Genomic DNA, 19397 nt, shown 5'->3' on the forward strand with positions numbered 1-19397 from the left:
AGGAAAAAAGGGCTGATATGAGCATTAAAGACTGCGGAGCAGGGGGCTGTGTACTGGCTAGCCTTTTACTGCTCTCCGCTCCCGGGTTGGCTTACGAGAGCAACAGCACGGTCAATTTTAAGGTTACGGGCACGATCGAAGCGCCCTCCTGTGAGGTGGCTGTGGAGCCGTCGAATCGTATTGATTTGGGCACCGTTCCCTATCAGACGTTCTCCGGAAAAGCGGGATCGAGCAGCGCCAGCGTGCCGGTTAAGCTGCTCTTTTCCAACTGTTCCGCCTATGCGTCGGCAGTGACGATCACATTCAGTGGGGCTGGTTTCGATGAAGCCCATACTTCGATCTATAAAAGCTATATGACAGGCAATAGCGGGGCCAGCGGCATTGGTTTGCAACTGCTCAGCATGGCCGACCAGCAGCCGCTGGGCCCCGGTAACCAGTATCTCTTCACCTTTGATAGCGAAGCGGACATCCACACGTTCACCATGGCGGCACGGATGTACTCACCTTATGGCCAGGTGAGTCCCGGCATTGTCGGTTTTACCGCCACGTTTGATGTGGCTTATAAATAATCATTTCGACAGGGAAGTTTATGAAAAAGCTTATTTTATTTTTCATTGTGGTGCTGATCCCCTCCTACAGCTGGGCGTTATGTGAGGGGAAAAGTTATGGCGATATCTCGATGACTAACCTGCCGGAAAAAATACTGATCAACGCCGGAAATTATACCGCGGGTACGGTGCTATACGATTCCGGGAAAATGAATCACGCGCAAACGTTTATGCTCAATTGCCAGGGGCAAATTTACGCGGTGTTTGCCTGGTCTTCGAGCAATGCCGGGGCGTTGGTCGGCGATAACATCTATACCACCTCGGTGCAGGGGATCGGGATACGCGTTAAAGTGTGGCTTAATATCAGTGGTGAATATGAGAACGATACAGATGATTTCACTCCCGACTCGCAGGTGCATTATATCGGCGATGCCAACTTTAAACTCGGTGAACCTAATGGCTTTTTAGATTTCTACGCTTCCACACATTACACCCCGGCGTATCAGCTGCAGCTGGTAGCGACTGGCGGCGCGATTGCCAGCAATAGTACATTATCCTTTAACGACCCGGTGGCGACGGTATCGGCAAAGGATAAGTCAGGCTCGGTAGCGATTTCCCAACTGCATATCAGCGGAACCACCAGCATCCAGATGATCCCGATGGGGTGCGATGTCAGTAGCAATAATCTTAGTTTTGCCATGGGCAGCATCAATACCGGCGAGTTTAATAGCGCGACGAAGGTAGGATCAGCGCGGCAGTCCATGAATCTCTTTTGCGAGCCGGGAACCAATGTTTCGATGCGGGTGGTGGCGGCGGAAGCGAGTGGGGATAATCCGGATAACACCGTAATGGCCTTAACGGCAGAAGAGAATGTTGCCACCGGGGTGGGGGTCCAGTTGAATCTGGATGGCGAAGCGCTGCCATTGAATACCGACATCAGCCTCTATACCTCGAGCCGTACGACGGTAACGAACGACGGCGCAGATGCCAGCTATAGCTATTTCACCCATCCCGACAGTCCTGGCGGGGCAGCCGCTCAGCAGTCGCTCGCTTTTTCCACAAACTATTATAAGACGGGAAGTATAGTGACAGCAGGTTCAGCAAACGCAGCAGGGGTGATCACCTTCACCTACAACTGACGGGGGCAGAATAAGCCCCTTCCCCGGACGATGCCGGGGAAGGGGGAGAAGATTAATGCGCCTGACCTTTCTCGATGCCAATCCCTGTCTGCGAACGGATAAACTGGGCGCGGAACTGCTCGCGCTCGCGCATTCCTTCCGGTGAGTTATCGGTCGCGGAGAAGAGCCAGATACCGATGAACGCGATAGCGATGGAGAACAGCGCCGGGTATTCATACGGGAACAGCGCTTTCTCATGACCGAGGATCTGCACCCAAATGGTCGGGCCGAGGATCATCAGAATCACCGCCGTCAGCAGACCCAGCCAGCCGCCGATCATCGCCCCGCGGGTGGTCAGCTTCGACCAGTACATCGACAGCAGAATGATCGGGAAATTACAGCTGGCGGCAATAGAGAACGCCAGGCCGACCATGAAAGCGATATTCTGATTTTCGAACAGGATGCCCAGCAGAATGGCCACCACGCCGAGGATCAGCACCGTAATTTTGGAGACCTTCAGCTCCTGACGCTCGGTCGCCCCTTTACGGAAGACGTTGGCGTACAGGTCGTGCGACACCGCTGAGGCGCCCGCCAGCGTCAAGCCAGCGACCACCGCCAGAATGGTGGCGAAGGCGACCGCGGAGATAAAGCCGAGGAACAGGTTGCCGCCCACCGCATCCGCCAGATGCACCGCCGCCATATTATTGCCGCCGATAAGCTGCCCGGCCGCGTCTTTGAACACTGGGTTCGCGCCGACCAGCATGATGGCGCCGAAGCCGATGATAAAGGTCAGAATATAGAAGTAGCCCATAAAACCGGTGGCGTAGAACACGCTTTTACGCGCTTCTTTGGCGTCGCTCACGGTGAAGAAACGCATCAGGATATGCGGCAGGCCGGCGGTACCAAACATCAGACCGAGGCCAAGGGAGAGCGCGGATATCGGATCTTTCACCAGCCCACCCGGGCTCATAATCGCCGCGCCTTTCGGGTGGACGGCCATCGCTTCGGTAAACAGATTATTGAAGCTGAAGCCGACGTGCTTCATCACCATAAAGGCCATAAAGCTGGCGCCGAACAGCAGCAGAACCGCTTTGATAATCTGCACCCAGGTGGTCGCCAGCATGCCGCCGAACAGGACATAGAGCACCATCAGGACGCCCACCAGCACCACCGCAACGTGATAGTTAAGACCGAACAGCAGCTGGATCAGCTTGCCGGCGCCGACCATTTGGGCGATCAGATAGAGGGCCACCACCACCAGCGAGCCGCAGGCGGAGAGGGTGCGGATCGGTCCCTGTTTGAGACGATAGGACGCCACGTCGGCAAAGGTGTAGCGGCCAAGGTTACGCAGACGTTCGGCAATCAGAAACAGGATAATCGGCCAGCCGACAAGGAAGCCCAGCGAGTAGATCAGACCGTCGTAACCGGAGGTATACACCAGCGCGGAGATACCAAGGAACGACGCTGCCGACATAAAGTCGCCGGCAATCGCCAGCCCGTTCTGGAAACCGGTGATATTGCCGCCGGCGGTGTAGTAATCGCTGCGCGAACGCACCCGTTTTGACGCCCAGTAAGTGATGTACAGGGTCAGGGCGACGAAAATCAGGAACATGACAATCGCTTGCCAGTTGGTCGGCTGGCGCTGTACCGCGCCGGTAATGGCGTCTGCGGCCTGAACGCCGAGGGGCAGCAGCGTGGCGGCGAGCGCCGTCAGGACTCTCTTGATCATGCTTTTACCTCGTTGAGAACGCTCTTGGTCAAACGGTCGAATTCACCGTTGGCCCGCCAGACATAAATACCGGTGAGAACAAACGAAATGACGATCACCCCGATGCCCAGCGGGATCCCGCGGGTGACGCTGGTCCCGGCGTGCAGCGGCGTGCCGAGCCAGCCTGGCGCGAAGGCGATAAGCAGAATAAAGCCCACATAGATCACTAACATAATCACTGACAGAATGGCGGCAAACCGTTGCCGTGATGCCACCAGCTCCCTGAAATGCGCACTATTTTCTATCCGCTGACAAAGTTGTTCATTCATCTTAGCGTCTCCAGAGGTCTCCCTTTCGTCATCCACGCAGCGGACGCTGGCGACAGCAACCCCTCCGGCGTAAAAGGCCGGGATACGGTTCGCTGACGGCGTTCCTGCGAGTGAAATCCTGGGGGAGGGACTTATTTTTATCCTCTCCCCGGTGGGGGAGAGGGTGTAGGGAATCGGTCCTTACTTAAGAAGGCATGGTAATGGCCTGCTTCTCTTCGAGCAGTTTTTCCACTACGCCAGGATCGGCGAGAGTCGAGGTATCGCCGAGGTTGCTGGTGTCGCCCGCGGCGATCTTGCGCAGAATGCGGCGCATGATTTTGCCCGAGCGGGTTTTTGGCAACGAATCGGTCCAGTGCAGAACATCCGGCGTCGCCAGCGGGCCAATCTCTTTGCGCACCCAGTTACGCACTTCCGCATACAGCTCCGGCGTCGGTTCTTCACCGTGATTGAGCGTCACGTAGGCGTAGATAGCCTGGCCCTTGATGTTGTGCGGAATACCGACCACTGCCGCTTCGGCGATTTTCGGGTGCGACACCAGCGCCGATTCGATCTCGGCAGTACCCAGACGGTGGCCGGAGACGTTCAGAACGTCATCCACGCGGCCGGTGATCCAGTAATAGCCATCTTCATCTCGGCGCGCGCCGTCGCCGCTAAAGTACATATTTTTGAAGGTGGAGAAGTAGGTTTGCTCAAAGCGCTCATGATCCCCGAACAGGGTACGCGCCTGGCCGGGCCAGGAGTCGGCGATGGCAAGATTGCCCTCGGTGGCGCCATCCAGCGGCAGCCCTTCGTTATCCACCAGCACCGGCTGAACGCCGAAGAACGGGCGGGTAGCGGAGCCAGCCTTCAGCTCAATCGCCCCCGGCAGCGGGGTGATCATAAAGCCGCCGGTTTCGGTCTGCCACCAGGTGTCCATCACCGGGCACTTCTCGTTACCGATCTTCTTCCAGTACCACTCCCAGGCTTCCGGGTTAATGGGTTCGCCGACCGAGCCGAGAATGCGCAGTGAGGAGCGGTCCGTGCCTTCGATAGCCTTGTCGCCTTCCGCCATCAGGGCACGGATCGCCGTCGGAGCGGTATACAGAATGCTGACCTTATGCTTATCGACGACCTGGCACATACGCGCCGGGGTTGGCCAGTTCGGCACCCCTTCGAACATCAGAGTGGTGGCGCCGCAGGCCAGCGGGCCGTACAGCAGATAGCTGTGGCCGGTGACCCAGCCGACATCGGCGGTGCACCAGTAAATATCGCCCGGGTGGTAATCGAAAACGTATTTAAAGGTGGTGGCCGCGTAGACCAGATAGCCGCCGGTGGTGTGCAACACCCCTTTCGGTTTACCGGTGGAGCCAGAGGTATAGAGGATGAACAGCGGATCTTCGGCGTTCATCTCGACGGGGCGGTGTTCGGCGCTGGCGTTCGCCATCAGATCGCTCCACCACAGATCGCGGCCTTCCTGCCAGTCGATTTTACCGCCGGTACGTTTCAGGACCACGACGTGTTCGATGCTGTTGACGTTCGGGTTTTTCAGCGCGTCATCGACGTTTTTCTTCAGCGGGATGGCGCGACCGGCGCGCAGCCCTTCATCCGCGGTGATCACCAGGCGCGAGCTGGAGTCGATAATGCGTCCGGCCACCGCCTCCGGCGAGAAGCCACCGAAAATCACCGAGTGGATGGCGCCGATGCGGGCGCAGGCCAGCATCGCCACCGCGGCTTCCGGCACCATCGGCATATAGATGGCGACCACGTCGCCTTTTTTAATCCCGAGGCCGAGCAGCACATTGGCGAAGCGGCAGACGTCCGCATGCAGTTCACGGTAGGTGATGTGCTTGCTCTGGCTGGCGTCGTCGCCTTCCCAGATGATGGCGGTTTGATCGCCGCGCTCGGCGAGATGGCGGTCGAGGCAGTTGGCGGCGAGGTTCAGGGTGCCGTCTTCATACCATTTGATGGAAATGTTACCCGGCGCAAAGGAGGTATTCTTCACGCGGGTGTAGGGGCGCATCCAGTCAAGGATTTTGCCCTGCTCGCCCCAGAATGTATCAGGGTCGGTTATGGATTGTTGATACTGCGCCTTGTACTGATCCGGGTTAATCAGGCAACGTTCCGCAATGTTAGCGGGAATAGGGTGTTTGTGTATTTGGCTCATGGCTTTTTTTCTCCTTTGAACTTGTTAAATATATGTCAAACAAACGTTAATAGTAGGGGTTTTGGCAGCTTTGTTTGTTAATTGGGGGGCAGATCACGCAATGATTCAACTGAGTGAAATTTCGTCAAATGAAACTTTGAAGTGAAATAATTGCGTAAATGAATTTATAGAAACGGAAGATGTGAAATATTTTTTATTACAAATACTTATGCATTGTAACTGGGGAAAATTCGTGACTTTATGCAGAAAACCAGAAGAAAGCCCTATTCTTAAAGGCTTGCGCAGCATGCCGTGCAAATGATACTGATATTGCGCGTTAAATAACCCCACAAAGCAACGCAACACAATTCATACCCCCTGCAGTGGGTACCATGACGAAAAGGAATGGTGCCTTTCATTGAGGAAGTCAGTAGTGAAGAAAACAAAAAAAGTCAGTCTGGCCTGGCAAATTTTGCTAGCCCTGGTGCTGGGTATCCTTTTGGGCAGTTATCTGCATTACCACGCCGAAAGTCGCGATTGGTTGATTAGCAATTTGCTGACGCCGGCGGGCGATATCTTTATCCATCTGATTAAAATGATCGTAGTCCCGATTGTAATTTCGACCCTGGTGGTCGGGATTGCCGGCGTGGGCGATGCCAAACAGTTAGGCCGGATCGGCGCCAAAACCATTATCTATTTCGAAGTGATCACCACGGTGGCGATCGTGCTGGGTATCACCCTGGCCAACGTCTTCCAGCCGGGAACGGGCATTGATATGTCGCAGCTGGCGGCGGTTGATATTTCGAAATACCAGAACACCACCGCTGAGGTGCAGAGCCATGCGCATGGCCTGATGGGCACCATCCTGTCGCTGGTGCCGACCAACATCGTGGCGTCGATGGCGAAAGGCGATATGCTGCCGATTATTTTCTTCTCGGTGCTGTTTGGTCTGGGGCTCTCCTCGCTGCCGGCGACGCACCGTGAGCCGCTGGTGACGGTCTTCCGCTCCATCTCCGAAACCATGTTCAAAGTCACCCATATGGTGATGCGCTATGCGCCGATCGGGGTGTTCGCCCTGATTTCAGTGACCGTCGCCACCTTTGGTTTCGCCTCGCTGTGGCCGCTGGCCAAGCTGGTGCTGCTGGTTTACTTCGCGATCCTGTTTTTCGCGCTGGTGGTGCTGGGGATTGTCGCCCGCCTGTGCGGCCTGAGCATCTGGATCCTGATCCGCATCCTGAAAGATGAGCTGATTCTGGCTTACTCCACCGCCAGCTCCGAGAGCGTGCTGCCGCGTATTATCGAGAAAATGGAAGCCTATGGCGCGCCGGCGTCGATCACCAGCTTCGTGGTGCCGACCGGCTACTCCTTTAACCTCGATGGCTCAACGCTGTATCAGAGCATCGCGGCGATCTTTATCGCCCAGCTGTACGGCATCGACCTCTCCATCTGGCAGGAGATCACCCTGGTACTGACCCTGATGGTGACCTCGAAAGGGATCGCCGGCGTGCCGGGCGTCTCTTTTGTGGTGCTGCTGGCCACCCTGGGCAGCGTCGGGATCCCGCTGGAGGGCCTCGCCTTTATCGCCGGCGTCGACCGTATCCTCGACATGGCGCGTACCGCGCTGAACGTGGTGGGCAATGCGCTGGCGGTGCTGGTTATCGCCAAGTGGGAGCATAAGTTCGACCGCAAAAAAGCGCTGGCGTATGAACGCGAAGTGCTGGGCAAGTTTGATAAAACCGCGCAATAAAACACAAAGCCCGGCGCGAGCGCCGGGCTTTTTCTTATCCTTTACTGATCCTGTCAAACTCTTCGCAGCCGGTATCAAACCCCTCCAGGCAACTGACGTTAAGCCAGTGCAGCGCCTTCTGCTTATTCGGTTCGATAAAGCCTTTCTCTCCCTGCTGGAACATCATCCCGGCCCAGTATTCGGCATAGCCGGTCCGCGAGAGCGCCGAGCTGCCTTTAAAGTAGGCGCTCGCTTTCCCATCATCTTCCGGACCGTGCACGCCGCTGGCGTAGATCAGCCCCAGCAGCATCTGGGCGTCTACCGCCGCATCGCTTTCGCTGTCCCGGGCGGCATCCTGCAGAAGCGTGATGGCGTGCGCCACGTCGGTGGGGCCAGCCTGACGGTTCACCAGCACTCGCGCGAGGACGATCTCCCCGGATTTACTGCCGGCCTCGACGGCTTTTTCCGCCAGCTGGCGGGCCTGCGGATAGTCCGCCTGCTGCGGATTGCGAATTTTTAGCTGCGCCAGCAGGGCCAGCGCGTCGCCATCGCCCTGCGCCGCTGCTTTCTGTGCCCAGAATTCGGCTTTCTGATAATCGCCGGAGCTAACCCAGGTATCCGCAAGGTAATATTGCGCGCGTCGATCGCCGGCTTCCGCCTGCTGTTGATACCGGCTACCCGGTTCGGTGGCCACCGCTGCGCCGCTGGTAATGACCAGTAAAAATAAAAAGAGGTATTTCATTTGTATTTATTATCAGCAAGGAACATAGCGCGCAGTATAAAGGGAGGCGAAAAAGAAGAAAATGACAGGGATCGGTAGGTAGAGCGGATTCGCTCTACCTACCGCAGGTACGCGGACACGGCGCCGCTTGTATGCCGGGTGGCGGCTGCGCCTGACCCGGCCTGGGGAGGGAGATGCGCCTGCCAACCGTAGGCCCGCGCAAGCGCAGCGCCGCCGGGCGACAGGCTGCGGGCACGGCGCCGCTGAGATGCCGGGTGGCGGCTGCGCCTGATCCGGCCTGGGAAGGGAGACGCGCCTGCCAACCGTAGGCCCGCGCAAGCGCAGCGCCGCCGGGCGACAGGCTGCGGGCACGGCGCCGCTTGTGTGTCGGGTGGCGGCTGCGCCAGATCCGGCCTACGCATCGCGCGAGCCGGATCAGGCCGCCGAACCTTAACCCATCGCGCTTTCGCGCAGGCGGGATTTCAGCTTGTTGTACTCGTCGATCACGTACTGTTCCGCCGCGCGCTGATCGGCAATCCGCTCAACGTTGACCGCGCAGTACTTGTACTCCGGCGTTTTGGTTATCGGGCTCAGGTTCTCCGACACCAGCTCGTTACAGGCGCCAATCCACCACTGGTAGGTCATGTAGACCGCCCCTTTGTTCGGCCGGTCGCTGACCTGCGCGCGGGTGATGATCCGACCCTTGCGCGAATTCACCCACACCAGCGCTTCATCCTCAATGCCTAACCGTTGGGCGTCGGCGGTGTTGATCTGCGCATAGCCAGGCTCATCCGCCAGCGCCGCCAGCGCCGCGCAGTTACCGGTCATTGAACGGCACGAGTAATGGCCGACTTCGCGCACCGTCGACAGCACCATCGGGTACTCGTCGGTGAGCTTATCGATCGGCGCGACCCAGTCGCAGGTGAAGAACTGCGCCAGCCCGTTCGGGGTATCGAACTTCTCTTTAAACAGATACGACGTCCCCTGATCGGCGTCGGACTCATCGCGGCACGGCCACATGACGTAGCCAAGCTCACCCATTTTCTCGTAGGTGGCGCCGTAGAAGTCCGGGCACAGATGCCGCAACTCGTCCCAGATCTCCTGGGTGTTGTTGTAGTGCATCGGATAGCCCATCCGGGTGGCGATTTCGCTGATGATCTGCCAGTCGGTTTTCAGATCCCACTTCGGCTCTACCGCTTTAAAGAAGCGCTGGAAGCCGCGGTCCGCTGCGGTATACACGCCTTCGTGCTCGCCCCACGAGGTGGACGGCAGGATGACGTCGGCCGCGGAGGCGGTTTTGGTCATGAAAATGTCCTGGACGATAACCAGCTCCAGATCGTCGAACGCTTTGCGCACCGCCGAGAGTTCGGCATCGGTCTGCAGCGGATCTTCACCCATAATGTACGCCGCCCGCACTTCGCCGTGCGCCGCGCGGTGCGGCAGCTCGCTGATGCGATAGCCGGTATGTGCCGGCAGGCTGTCGACGCCCCAGGCTTTGGCGAACTTCTCGCGGTTTTCCGGGAACTTAACGTACTGATAGCCCGGATAGGTATCCGGCAGCGCCCCCATATCGCAGGCGCCCTGGACGTTGTTCTGGCCGCGCACCGGGTTGACGCCGACGCTCGGCTTGCCGAGGTTGCCGGTGAGGATCGCCAGGCTGGTCAGCGAACGTACGGTCTCCACGCCCTGGTAGAACTGGGTCACGCCCATGCCCCACAGAATGGCGGCGGATTTGGCGCTGGCGTACATCCGGGCGCAGGCGCGGATCTCCTGGGCGCTGACCCCGGTGATCTCCTCCACCGACTCCGGCGTATAGCCTTCAACGATTTTGCGATACTCCTCGAAGCCTTCGGAACGGCTGGCGACGAAGGATTTATCGTACAGATCCTCTTCAATAATCACGTGGCCAATGGCGTTGAGCAGCGCGATATTCGAGCCGTTCTTCAGCGCAATGTGCATATCGGCGATGCGCGCGGTTTCAATTTTGCGCGGGTCGCAGACGATAATTTTCGCCCCGTTGCGTTTAGCGTTAATGACGTGATTCGCCACGATAGGGTGGGAATCCGCCGGGTTGTAACCGAAGATAAACACCAGATCGGTGTTATCAATCTCCGTGATGGCATTACTCATGGCGCCATTACCGACCGACTGGTGCAGACCTGCAACCGAAGGGCCGTGTCAGACGCGAGCGCAGCAGTCGACGTTATTGGTACCAATAACGGCGCGCGCGAATTTTTGCATCACATAGTTGGTTTCATTACCGGTACCGCGGGAGGAGCCGGTGGTTTGGATCGCATCCGGGCCATATTTGGCTTTAATGGCGCTGAGGCGAGTGGCGACGTAATCCAGCGCCTCATCCCAGGAGACAGCTTCCAGCTTGCCGCCGCGTTGACGACGGATCATGGGGGTTTTCAGGCGCGGCGTCAGGATCTGGGTATCGTTAATAAAGTCCCAGCCATAATAGCCCTTCAGGCACAGGGTTCCCTGGTTGGTTTTCCCCTGCGCCGCTTCAGCCCGAACGATTTTGCCGTTATCGACCACCAGGTTGATTTTGCAACCTGATGCGCAATACGGGCAAACCGTGACGACTTTTTTCATCGGTCTTGCTCCAGTTATTCAATGGGCGCGTTTGCGCTATCGCGCCGTCACTATGCATCTTCTATGCCATATTTTCATTGTGGGTATTCCTTGATGATACGTGGCTTTTTTGGGCGAAATGCTGACGAAAAACAGCCTGTCGACAGATTTGACGTGTCGATACCCTGGAGATGTGACGGCGCTTGAAAAAATGTCACCGGAAGAGGAATTTGTCGGCGCAGCCTTGCAGAATCGATCAGACTGACACTAACTCCCCCGCGGGCAGAGGCAAAGATGAAACCGGTCATTTTAGTGGTTGATGACGACATAGCGATGGGCGAGCTGCTCAGCGATGTGCTCGGCGCGCACGCGTTTGAGGTGCTGGTCTGCCAGACCGGCGGCGACGCGCTGGCGACGGTGGCGCAGCGGGCGGACATCGCGCTGGTTTTGCTGGATATGATCCTGCCGGATACCCATGGTCTGCAGGTGCTCCAGCAGCTGCAGCGCACGCGGCCTGAGCTGCCGGTGGTGATGCTCTCCGGCCTGGGCAGCGAGTCCGATGTTGTGGTGGGCCTGGAGATGGGCGCCGATGATTACATCGCCAAACCGTTCAGTTCGCGGGTGGTGGTCGCCCGGGTGAAGGCGGTGCTGCGGCGCAGCGGGGCGCTGGCCAGCGAGGCGCCGGGCGGCGTCGCCGGCCTGACGTTCAACGGCTGGCGGCTGGATACCACCCGCTGTGAGCTGTATAACCCACAGCAGCAGGCGATCCCGCTGACCCAGGGAGAATACGGTTTGCTGCTGGCGCTGGCGCAGAACGCCCGCCGGGTGCTGAACCGCGAACAGCTGCTGGCGCTGACCCATACCGAAAGCACCGAGGTGTTCGACCGCACCATCGATGTGCTGATCATGCGCCTGCGGCGCAAAATCGAATTGAACCCGCATCAGCCGACGCTGATTAAAACGCTGCGCGGCCTGGGCTATGTCTTTTCCGCCGACGTGACCCACAGCGAGAAGGCGGCGTAGGGCGGGGGCTGTCTAACCGGCCTGCCCATTGCTGGCGGTGTTAACCCCTCTCACTATTCTGCAACTGAATAAACGCCTGCAGCTCAGAGAGCGTTTTGGCGCCGTCGATCGCATTGGCGGCCTGCAGGCTGGCGCGGGCGCAGGCATGAGCCAGCTGCAGACTGTCGGTTAACGGCCAGCGTTCGTGGCTGCCGTACAGCAGGCCGGCGCAGAAGGCATCTCCGGCGCCGACGCTGCCGACAATCTCCTCCGGCGGCAGCCGCCATGACGGTACCCAGCGCCCGGCTTCGGTACGGGAGACGCCCCATGCCCCCTCCGGACAGTGGATCACCACTCGCTGGCGCACGCCTGCGTCAAGCAATGCGCTGGCGGCGCGGGCGATATGGGCGACGTGCGGCTCGCCGTTGGGTAGACGAATCTCCAGCCCGCTAAACTCGCTGGCTTCCAGCTCATTGATGGTCAGGTAGTCAAGATGCGCCAGCGCCGGCAGGACCAGCGGGCGGTAGCGCGGGTCGCCCTTGCGCGACACCAGATCGAGGGAAACCTCATAGCCTCGCTCGCGCATCTGCGCCAGCAACCGCGCGCTGCGGGTGCCGTACTCTTCGTCGGGGCGATCGAGACTCTCAAGCAGCAGCAGATAGCCGAGATGGAAAATTTTCAGCGGCGCATCCAGCGGCTCAAAGGCCGGAAGGTCAAGCAGGCGGTTGGCGCCGGGAGAGTGAAAGAAGGTACGCTGGCCTTCGGCGTCGGTCATCACCTGAGTCATCGAGGTGGGGGCGGAGCTGGTGCGCTGCACAAGCTGGCGATTGATATGGTACTGATCGAGCATGGCGGTAATATAGTCGCCATCGTTATCCTCGCCAATCAGGCCGACCGCCTGCAGCGGCAGTCCGGCGTGCATTTTGGCCAGGGTCAGCAGGACATTCAGCGGCGCGCCGCCGGTGGCGCGTTCGCTGTGAATAATTTCCACCAGCCAGCCGCGCTCCGGCCACTGTCTGATCTGATGGACATGATCGACCAGCATGTTGCCTGCGGCAATAATCCCTTTACGTTCCATGATCGCTACTCCGCGCCGTCATACTCGTTAAGCGTAGCGCACAATCGGCGGAACGATTGTGCGCCGGGTTACGCTTATTTCACGGTCCAGCCTTTGTAAGAGCTGACGTTGTTTTTGTCGATCATGGTCACCGGGATCAGCACCGGCGCGGTTGGGGCCGGTTTGCCCTGCAGGATGTTGTAGCCAATCTCCACCGCCTTCGCCGCCATCACCTGCGGATCCTGCGCTGGCGTCGCGACGAACAGCGAGTTCTTACGCTTCAGCGCCTCTTCGCCGTCCGGGCTGCCGTCGACGCCGACGATGAAGAACTCGCTGCGCTGCGCCTGTTTCGCCGCCAGATCGGCGCCAATCGCCGTCGGATCGTTGATCGCGAACACGCCGTCAATCTTCGGATTGGCCGCCAGCAGGGAGGTCATCACCTCCAGTCCGCCTTCCCGGCTGCCTTTCGCGTTCTGGTTGGAGGACAAAATTTTAATATCCGGGTGTTTTTTGAACTCCGTTTCGCAGCCTTCGACGCGGTTTTGTACGGCGGAGACCGGCGGCCCGTTGATGATCACCACGTTGCCTTTGTTGTTCAGACGGTCGCTAATGTATTTACAGGCCAGCTCGCCCGCCTGGGTGTTATCGGAGGTGATGGTGGCGTCGGCCCCTTCGGCGGCAACGTCAACCGCCACCACCACGATCCCGGCCTCTTTGGCCCGCTTCACCGCCGGGCCAATGCCTTTCGAATCGGCGGCGTTGAGGATAATCATATCGACCCTGGCGGCGATAAAGTTGTCGATCTGCGCCACCTGCTGGCCCAGGTCGTAGCCGCTGGAGACCAGCGTCACTTTGACGTTATCCCCCGCCAGCTTGCGGGCTTCCAGCTCCGCGCCCTTGGTGATCTGCACAAAAAACGGGTTGGCAAGGTCGCCCACTGTCACGCCTATCGCTTTCAGCTCTTTGGCCGACGCAAAGGGGGAGGCGGCCAGTAGCGCGCCAGCACACAGCGCGGTGACTATCGGTTTTAAACGCATTCGCTTTTCCTCGCAGGTAAGATGGTGTTGTTATGCACTTTGATGGTGTCGGGTACGGTATTTGTCGATCAGCACCGCAATGATGATCACCGCCCCTTTGATCACCAGTTGCCAGAAGTAGGAGACCCCCATCAGGGTCATACCGTTATTGAGGGTGGCGATAATCAGCGCCCCCACCAGCGTACCGGTGATGGTGCCGATGCCGCCGACGAAGCTGGTGCCGCCGAGAATGACCGCGGCGATGGCGTCCAGCTCGTAGCCGACCCCGAGGTTGCCGTTGGCGCTGTACAGCCGGGAGGCGCTCATCACCCCGCCAAGGCCGGAGAGCAGGCCGCTCATGCCATAGACAAACAGCAGCACCAGCCAGACTTTGATGCCGGTCAGCCGCGCCGCCTGCATGTTGCCGCCCACCGCGTAGATATGCACCCCAAGGGTGGTTCGGCGCAGGATAAACCAGCACACCGCGATAACCGCCAGGGCGATGACCACCAGCCACGGCACCGGGCCGAGGTAGTCATTGCCGATCCACTCGAAGCTGATATCGGAGTTGATTACCGTGGTGCCGTCGGCCAGCAGATAGGCGGCGCCGCGCAGCGCCGTGTAAGTGCCGAGGGTGACGATAAACGGCGGTAGCCCGGCGAAGGCCACCAGCGCGCCGTTGAACAGCCCAAGCAGCAGGCCGAGCATCAGCGCCGCCGGAATCGACAGCAACGCCAACTCCGGGATCAGCGAGACCACCATTGCCGCCACCGCGGTGGTGCCGAGAATGGAGCCGACGGAGAGGTCAATGCCGCCGGTGAGGATGATGAAGGTCATTCCCGCCGCCAGCACAATGTTGATCGAGGCCTGGCGGGTGATATTCAGCAGATTGCTTTCCGTGAAGAAGTTGGGGGCGATAAAGCCGAAAACGGCGACGATCAGGATGAGGATCGGCAGAATGCCGACGGTCTGCATCAGGTCGCCCATCAGCATTTTTTTCGCCGAAGCGGATGTCGCGACCGGCGCGGAGGTCTCTTTCGGTATGCTCATAGTTGCCCTGCCTTAAGGTGAGAATCGTTCACGCCGGTGGCCAGCGTCATGATCTGTTCCTGGCTGATATCGCCGGACTGCAGCTCGCCGGCGATAGTCCCTTCGCGCATCACATAGACCCGGTCGCTCATGCCCACCACTTCAGGCAGTTCGCTGGAGATCATCAGAATAGCGACGCCCTGGCGCGCCATGTCGTTCATGATGCGGTAAATCTCGCTTTTCGCGCCGACGTCGACGCCGCGGGTGGGTTCATCGAGGATCAGAATGCGTGGGCCAATCGCCACCCAGCGCGAAATTAACAGCTTCTGCTGGTTGCCGCCGGACAGTCCGCCGGCGCGCACCTGGGCGTGAGGCACGCGGATGTTCAGCAGCTGGATGGCGTCATCGGAAATAGTTTGCGCCTTACGGCGATTGAGCATCCCCCAGGTCGCGTCGCGCTCCAGCGTCGCCATGGTGATGTTTTCCTGGGCCGCCAGTTCGAGAAACAGGCCCTGCTCTTTGCGATTTTCGGTCAGAAAGCCGATTCCATGGTCGATGGCTTCGCGCGGCGAGTGGATCACCACCGGCTCGCCGTCGATCTCGATCACCCCGCCGGTGGCTTTGCGCACGCCAAAGATCAGCTGCGCCAGCTCGGAGCGTCCGGCGCCGACCAGCCCGGCGAGGCCGACGATTTCGCCAGCATGCACCACCAGGCTGCTGGGCTTAACCTTGCCGCCATCGGTCAGGTCTTCGACCCGCAGGCGCGGCTGGCCGCGGGGAATATCGCGCGCTTTATTGAACAGATCGCTGAGCGGACGGCCGACCATCATGCGCACCAGCTCCGGCGCATTGAGCTTGTCGCGCACCAGGCTGCCGACATACTGCCCATCGCGCAGGACGCTGACCCGGTCGGAGAGCTCATACACTTCCGCCATACGGTGGCTGATATAGATGATCGCCATCCCCTCGTCACGCAGGCGCAGGATGAGGTCGAACAGGCGCTGGGTTTCTCGCGAGGAGAGGGCGGCGGTGGGTTCATCCATCACCAGAATGCGGCTTTGACGGTGCAGAGCGCGGGCGATCTCCACCTGCTGCTGTTCGGCGATGGTCAGGGTCATCACCCGGTCGCTGGCCTTGAACTGGGCGCCGAGACGGTCGATCACCGCCTGCGCCTGGCTGAGCATCGCTTTGCGCTGCACCAGGCCACCGCGCGCCAGCTCGCTGCCGAGGAAAATGTTTTCCGCGACGGTCAGGTTCGGCGCCAGCTGCATCTCCTGGTAGATCAACGTGATCCCGGCGGCCAGCGCGTCCTTGGGGCCGCGGATCGTTTGCGGTTTTCCGTCGATCAGGATCTCGCCGCTGGTGGCGGTATAGGCGCCGGCGAGGATCTTCATCAGCGTGCTTTTTCCGGCGCCGTTCTCCCCCATCAGGGCGTGGATCTCGCCGGGCCAGACCGTCAGGTCGACGCCCTTTAGCGCGTAGAATTTGCCAAAAGCTTTGGCGATATGGCGCATTTCCAGTACCGGGGTGGCGGTCATCACGGCGCTCCTGTCTGCGAGAACAATAGCAGCAGTCCACCACCGGAAAATAAATGCAGGATGTCAGAATCCATTCATATTTGTCATAGTGATAAATAGTTAACCGCGATCACAGTTACGCGGCGTCATTTTCTGCACCGTCACGCCTATATGCCGACCGTTCCTTCACCGGAGTTGCTATGACCGCTCGCCGACACCCGTTTTTCACCAGCGCCCGTGGCCGCCTGCTCTCCTTTAATCTGCTGATGGTGGTCGTCACCCTGCTGGTGAGCGGCGTGGCGGTGTTCGGCTTTCACCACGCCAGCCAGCTGCAGGAGCAGGTGCAGCGCCAGACCCTCAACGATATGCGCGGCAGTATGGATCTGGCGCGGGACACGGCGAATGTCGCCACGGCCGCGGTGCGCCTGTCGCAGGTGGTGGGCGCGCTGGAGTACAAAAGCGAAGCGGAACGGCTGCTGGCGACGCAGCAGGCGCTGAAGCACTCGCTGGCCCAGCTGGCGGCGGCCCCGCTGGCGCAGCAGGAGCAGGCGCTGGTGGCCAGTATTATTCGCCGCAGCAACGCGCTGCAGCAGAGCGTGGCGGAGATGCTGGAGCGCGGCCAGCGCCGCCATCTGCAGCGCAATGCGCTGCTGAGTTCGCTTTACCAGAATCAGAGCAACCTGCGCCATCTCGCCGATCTTAACGATCGCGGCGGGGAGCGGGCGATCGATCCTCGCCGGCTGGCCGAGATGGACCGGCTGATCGTCGCCGCGATCCATACCGTCACGCCGCGGTCGATCGTCCTGCAGCTCGACCAGCTGCGCGGCGACCTGCCGGCCCATAGCGCCGATCCCGCGCTGGCGTTTGTTCTCCCCGACGTCACCCGGGAGCTGGCGAAACTTGCCCCGCTGTCGGCCCAGCTGGAGGAGAGCGACCTGACGATCAGCTGGTACATGTACCACATCAAAGCGCTGGTCGCGCTACTTAACGACGACATCAATCAGTACGTGACCCGGGTGGCGGAAGCCTCCGAACAGCGGGCGGCGCAGAGCCATCGGGAGCTGCGCTCCATCAGCATGTTTATTCTGCTTTCCGCGCTGCTGGCGCTGGCGATCACCGGCTGCGCCGGGTGGTACATCTACCGTAACCTGGGCTCTAACCTGACCGCTATCTCGCGGGCGATGTCGCGGCTGGCTCAGGGAGAGCCGAACGTCTCGGTGCCGGCCCTGCAGCGGCGCGACGAGCTGGGCGAACTGGCGCGCGCCTTTAACGTTTTCGCCCGCAATACGGCGTCGCTGGAGCATACCACCCGGCTGCTGAAAGAGAAGACCACCCAAATGGAGATCGATCGGATTAAGCGCCAGGAGCTGGAGGAGGCGCTGCTGCACAGCCAGAAGATGAAGGCCGTCGGCCAGCTGACCGGAGGCCTGGCGCATGATTTTAACAACCTGCTGGCGGTGATCATCGGCAGCCTTGAGCTGGTGGAGCCGAATGCGCAGGATGCGCCGCGCCTCACCAGGGCGCTGAAGGCGGCGGAACGCGGGGCGCTTCTGACCCAGCGGCTGCTGGCCTTTTCGCGCAAGCAGGCGCTGCATCCCCAGGCGGTGGCGATGGCGCCGCTGCTGGAGAACCTCAGCGAGCTGATGCGCCACTCCCTGCCGGCGACCTTGAGCCTGGAGATTGAGGCGCAGTCGCCGGCATGGCCGGCATGGATAGACGTCGGCCAGTTGGAAAACGCCCTGATCAACCTGGTGATGAACGCCCGCGACGCCATGGCCGGGCGCACGGGCGTCATTAAAATTCGCACCTGGAATCAGCGGGTCACTCGCAGCAGCGGCCAGCGGCAGGATATGGTGGCCCTGGAGGTGATCGATCACGGCAGCGGCATGTCGCAGGCGGTGAAAGCCCGGGTGTTTGAACCCTTCTTCACCACCAAAGCCACCGGCAGCGGCAGCGGCCTGGGGCTGTCGATGGTGTATGGCTTTGTGCGCCAGTCGGGCGGCAGGGTGGCGCTGGAGAGCGCGCCGGGGCAGGGGACGACGGTGCGGCTGCAGCTGCCCCGGGCGATGACCGAGGTCGGGAAGGCGGTGGCGCCGGTGGAAGACGAACCCATCCCGGCGGGAGAGCGGCTGGCGCTGGTGCTGGAGGATGAAGAGGATGTTCGCCAGACGCTGTGCGAACAGCTGCATCAGCTGGGCTGGCTGACGCTGGAAACCGCCAGCGGGGAAGAGGCGCTGCAGCTGCTGGAGGCCTCGCCGGATATCGCCCTGTTGATCAGCGATTTGATGCTGCCCGGCGCGCTGAGCGGCGCCGATGTGATCCATACCGCCCGACGCCGCTTTCCGGCGCTGCCGGTGCTGCTGATCAGCGGTCAGGATTTGCGCCCGGCGCAGAACCCGGCCCTGCCGGAGGTGGAGTGGCTGCGTAAGCCCTTTACCCGCACCCAGCTGGCGCAGGCGCTGAGTGCAGCGTACGCGAGGATTTGAGATTCCTCCGCTACCCGGGCGGCATGCCGATGATTAAGGTAGCGGCAGGACTCTGATGAGATTGGCCCCGATGAAACGTTACGCAATCGCACTGCTCTTTTGCACTCTGTCGCTGACCAGCCTGGCCGCCCGCGCCGATATTATCGATGACGCGATCGGCAATATTCAGCAAGCCATTAACGACGCCTATAACCCGGGTAGCAGTCGCTCTGATGACGACGACAGATACGATGACGATGGCCGGTATGATGACGGGCGCTATCAGGGAAGTCGCCAGCAGAGCCGTGACAGCCAGCGTCAGCATGACGATCGGCAACGCCAGCTGGACGATCGCCGCCGTCAGCTGGATGAACGCCAGCGCCAGCTCGATCGCGATCGCCGCCAGTTAGAAAGCGATCAGCGTCGTCTGGACGATGACTATTGATCGCCCCGCAGCAGACC

15 protein-coding genes and 1 pseudogene are annotated in these 19397 nt (G+C 60.1%); 7 read left to right on the top strand and 9 right to left on the bottom strand.

Annotated elements, in window-relative coordinates; all coding sequences use genetic code 11:
- Window positions 1–17 precede the first annotated feature (17 nt).
- Window positions 18–569 (top strand): fimbrial protein, encoded by a 552-nt coding sequence (locus ACOI6Z_RS20195; RefSeq protein ID WP_044525147.1) that lies wholly within the window; start codon window positions 18–20, stop codon window positions 567–569.
- A gap of 20 nt (window positions 570–589) precedes the next feature.
- Window positions 590–1687, top strand: a complete 1098-nt coding sequence (locus ACOI6Z_RS20200; protein ID WP_420687509.1) for a type 1 fimbrial protein — start codon at window positions 590–592, stop codon at window positions 1685–1687.
- A gap of 52 nt (window positions 1688–1739) precedes the next feature.
- Here ACOI6Z_RS20200 and actP read toward each other — a convergent pair whose 3' ends face one another.
- The 3 genes from actP to acs all read right to left on the bottom strand — a co-directional run bounded on the left by actP (window position 1740) and on the right by acs (window position 5846).
- On the bottom strand, window positions 1740–3392 hold the full coding sequence (gene actP / locus ACOI6Z_RS20205) for a cation/acetate symporter ActP (RefSeq protein WP_025999225.1): 1653 nt from the start codon (window positions 3390–3392) through the stop codon (window positions 1740–1742).
- Window positions 3392–3703, bottom strand: coding sequence for a DUF485 domain-containing protein (locus ACOI6Z_RS20210; protein WP_004206350.1), 312 nt, complete (start codon window positions 3701–3703; stop codon window positions 3392–3394). Before ACOI6Z_RS20210 ends, actP begins: the two co-directional genes overlap by 1 nt.
- Window positions 3704–3887: 184 nt before the next feature.
- Window positions 3888–5846, bottom strand: coding sequence for an acetate--CoA ligase (gene acs, locus ACOI6Z_RS20215; RefSeq protein WP_004206352.1), 1959 nt, complete (start codon window positions 5844–5846; stop codon window positions 3888–3890).
- A 100-nt stretch (window positions 5847–5946) separates the two neighbouring features.
- Between acs and ACOI6Z_RS20220 the strand changes: the two are divergent.
- Window positions 5947–6147: pseudogene (locus tag ACOI6Z_RS20220) on the top strand (hypothetical protein).
- Between the two features lie 111 nt (window positions 6148–6258).
- Window positions 6259–7572: a glutamate/aspartate:proton symporter GltP gene (gene gltP / locus ACOI6Z_RS20225; RefSeq protein ID WP_004206354.1), complete on the top strand. Its 1314-nt coding sequence runs from the start codon at window positions 6259–6261 to the stop codon at window positions 7570–7572.
- Window positions 7573–7606: 34 nt separating this feature from the next.
- Here gltP and ACOI6Z_RS20230 read toward each other — a convergent pair whose 3' ends face one another.
- Together ACOI6Z_RS20230 and fdhF are read right to left on the bottom strand one after the other, a co-directional pair.
- A complete protein-coding gene (locus tag ACOI6Z_RS20230; RefSeq protein ID WP_023291654.1) occupies window positions 7607–8293 on the bottom strand; it encodes a tetratricopeptide repeat protein in 687 nt (228 codons plus the stop codon).
- 429 nt (window positions 8294–8722) lie between these two features.
- Window positions 8723–10870: a formate dehydrogenase subunit alpha gene (fdhF, locus tag ACOI6Z_RS20235; RefSeq protein WP_077625397.1), complete on the bottom strand. Its 2148-nt coding sequence runs from the start codon at window positions 10868–10870 to the stop codon at window positions 8723–8725.
- Between the two features lie 273 nt (window positions 10871–11143).
- Between fdhF and ACOI6Z_RS20240 the strand changes: the two genes are divergently transcribed.
- Complete coding sequence (locus tag ACOI6Z_RS20240) at window positions 11144–11872, top strand: response regulator (RefSeq protein WP_044525150.1); 729 nt, start codon at window positions 11144–11146, stop codon at window positions 11870–11872.
- Window positions 11873–11912: 40 nt separating this feature from the next.
- On the opposite strand, the gene ACOI6Z_RS20245 is transcribed toward ACOI6Z_RS20240, so the two are convergent.
- The 4 genes from ACOI6Z_RS20245 to ACOI6Z_RS20260 form a co-directional block, all read right to left on the bottom strand.
- Window positions 11913–12929 (bottom strand): carbohydrate kinase family protein, encoded by a 1017-nt coding sequence (locus ACOI6Z_RS20245; RefSeq protein ID WP_032454581.1) that lies wholly within the window; start codon window positions 12927–12929, stop codon window positions 11913–11915.
- A gap of 74 nt (window positions 12930–13003) precedes the next feature.
- Complete coding sequence (locus ACOI6Z_RS20250; protein ID WP_032454582.1) at window positions 13004–13945, bottom strand: ABC transporter substrate-binding protein; 942 nt, start codon at window positions 13943–13945, stop codon at window positions 13004–13006.
- Window positions 13946–13975: 30 nt separating this feature from the next.
- Entirely contained in the window at window positions 13976–14974 is a 999-nt protein-coding gene (locus tag ACOI6Z_RS20255) for an ABC transporter permease subunit (RefSeq protein WP_023291658.1), read from the bottom strand.
- Entirely contained in the window at window positions 14971–16491 is a 1521-nt protein-coding gene (locus tag ACOI6Z_RS20260) for a sugar ABC transporter ATP-binding protein (RefSeq protein WP_044525151.1), read from the bottom strand. The genes ACOI6Z_RS20255 and ACOI6Z_RS20260 overlap by 4 nt, the downstream gene beginning before the upstream one ends.
- Window positions 16492–16670: 179 nt before the next feature.
- Between ACOI6Z_RS20260 and ACOI6Z_RS20265 the strand changes: the two genes are divergently transcribed.
- Together ACOI6Z_RS20265 and yjdP are read left to right on the top strand one after the other, a co-directional pair.
- Window positions 16671–18956, top strand: coding sequence for an ATP-binding protein (locus ACOI6Z_RS20265; RefSeq protein WP_065813069.1), 2286 nt, complete (start codon window positions 16671–16673; stop codon window positions 18954–18956).
- A 70-nt stretch (window positions 18957–19026) separates the two neighbouring features.
- Window positions 19027–19380 carry a DDRRRQL repeat protein YjdP gene (gene yjdP, locus ACOI6Z_RS20270; protein WP_004206366.1) on the top strand — a complete coding sequence of 118 codons (354 nt, stop codon included), beginning with the start codon at window positions 19027–19029 and terminating at the stop codon, window positions 19378–19380.
- Window positions 19381–19397 lie beyond the last annotated feature (17 nt).

Origin of the sequence: Klebsiella sp. C239 (assembly GCF_048822715.1) — a bacterium.
Classification (GTDB): domain Bacteria; phylum Pseudomonadota; class Gammaproteobacteria; order Enterobacterales; family Enterobacteriaceae; genus Klebsiella; species Klebsiella quasipneumoniae.

Excerpts from the sequence above, each read along its gene's own strand:
- ACOI6Z_RS20195 (WP_044525147.1), top strand. The coding sequence starts at position 18 with ATGAGCATTAAAGACTGCGGAGCAGGGGGCTGTGTACTGGCTAGCCTT.
- ACOI6Z_RS20200 (WP_420687509.1), top strand. The coding sequence starts at position 590 with ATGAAAAAGCTTATTTTATTTTTCATTGTGGTGCTGATCCCCTCCTAC.
- ACOI6Z_RS20210 (WP_004206350.1), bottom strand. The coding sequence starts at position 3,703 with ATGAATGAACAACTTTGTCAGCGGATAGAAAATAGTGCGCATTTCAGG.
- acs (WP_004206352.1), bottom strand. The coding sequence starts at position 5,846 with ATGAGCCAAATACACAAACACCCTATTCCCGCTAACATTGCGGAACGT.
- ACOI6Z_RS20230 (WP_023291654.1), bottom strand. The coding sequence starts at position 8,293 with ATGAAATACCTCTTTTTATTTTTACTGGTCATTACCAGCGGCGCAGCG.
- ACOI6Z_RS20240 (WP_044525150.1), top strand. The coding sequence starts at position 11,144 with ATGAAACCGGTCATTTTAGTGGTTGATGACGACATAGCGATGGGCGAG.
- ACOI6Z_RS20245 (WP_032454581.1), bottom strand. The coding sequence starts at position 12,929 with ATGGAACGTAAAGGGATTATTGCCGCAGGCAACATGCTGGTCGATCAT.
- ACOI6Z_RS20250 (WP_032454582.1), bottom strand. The coding sequence starts at position 13,945 with ATGCGTTTAAAACCGATAGTCACCGCGCTGTGTGCTGGCGCGCTACTG.
- ACOI6Z_RS20255 (WP_023291658.1), bottom strand. The coding sequence starts at position 14,974 with ATGAGCATACCGAAAGAGACCTCCGCGCCGGTCGCGACATCCGCTTCG.
- ACOI6Z_RS20260 (WP_044525151.1), bottom strand. The coding sequence starts at position 16,491 with ATGACCGCCACCCCGGTACTGGAAATGCGCCATATCGCCAAAGCTTTT.
- ACOI6Z_RS20265 (WP_065813069.1), top strand. The coding sequence starts at position 16,671 with ATGACCGCTCGCCGACACCCGTTTTTCACCAGCGCCCGTGGCCGCCTG.
- yjdP (WP_004206366.1), top strand. The coding sequence starts at position 19,027 with ATGAAACGTTACGCAATCGCACTGCTCTTTTGCACTCTGTCGCTGACC.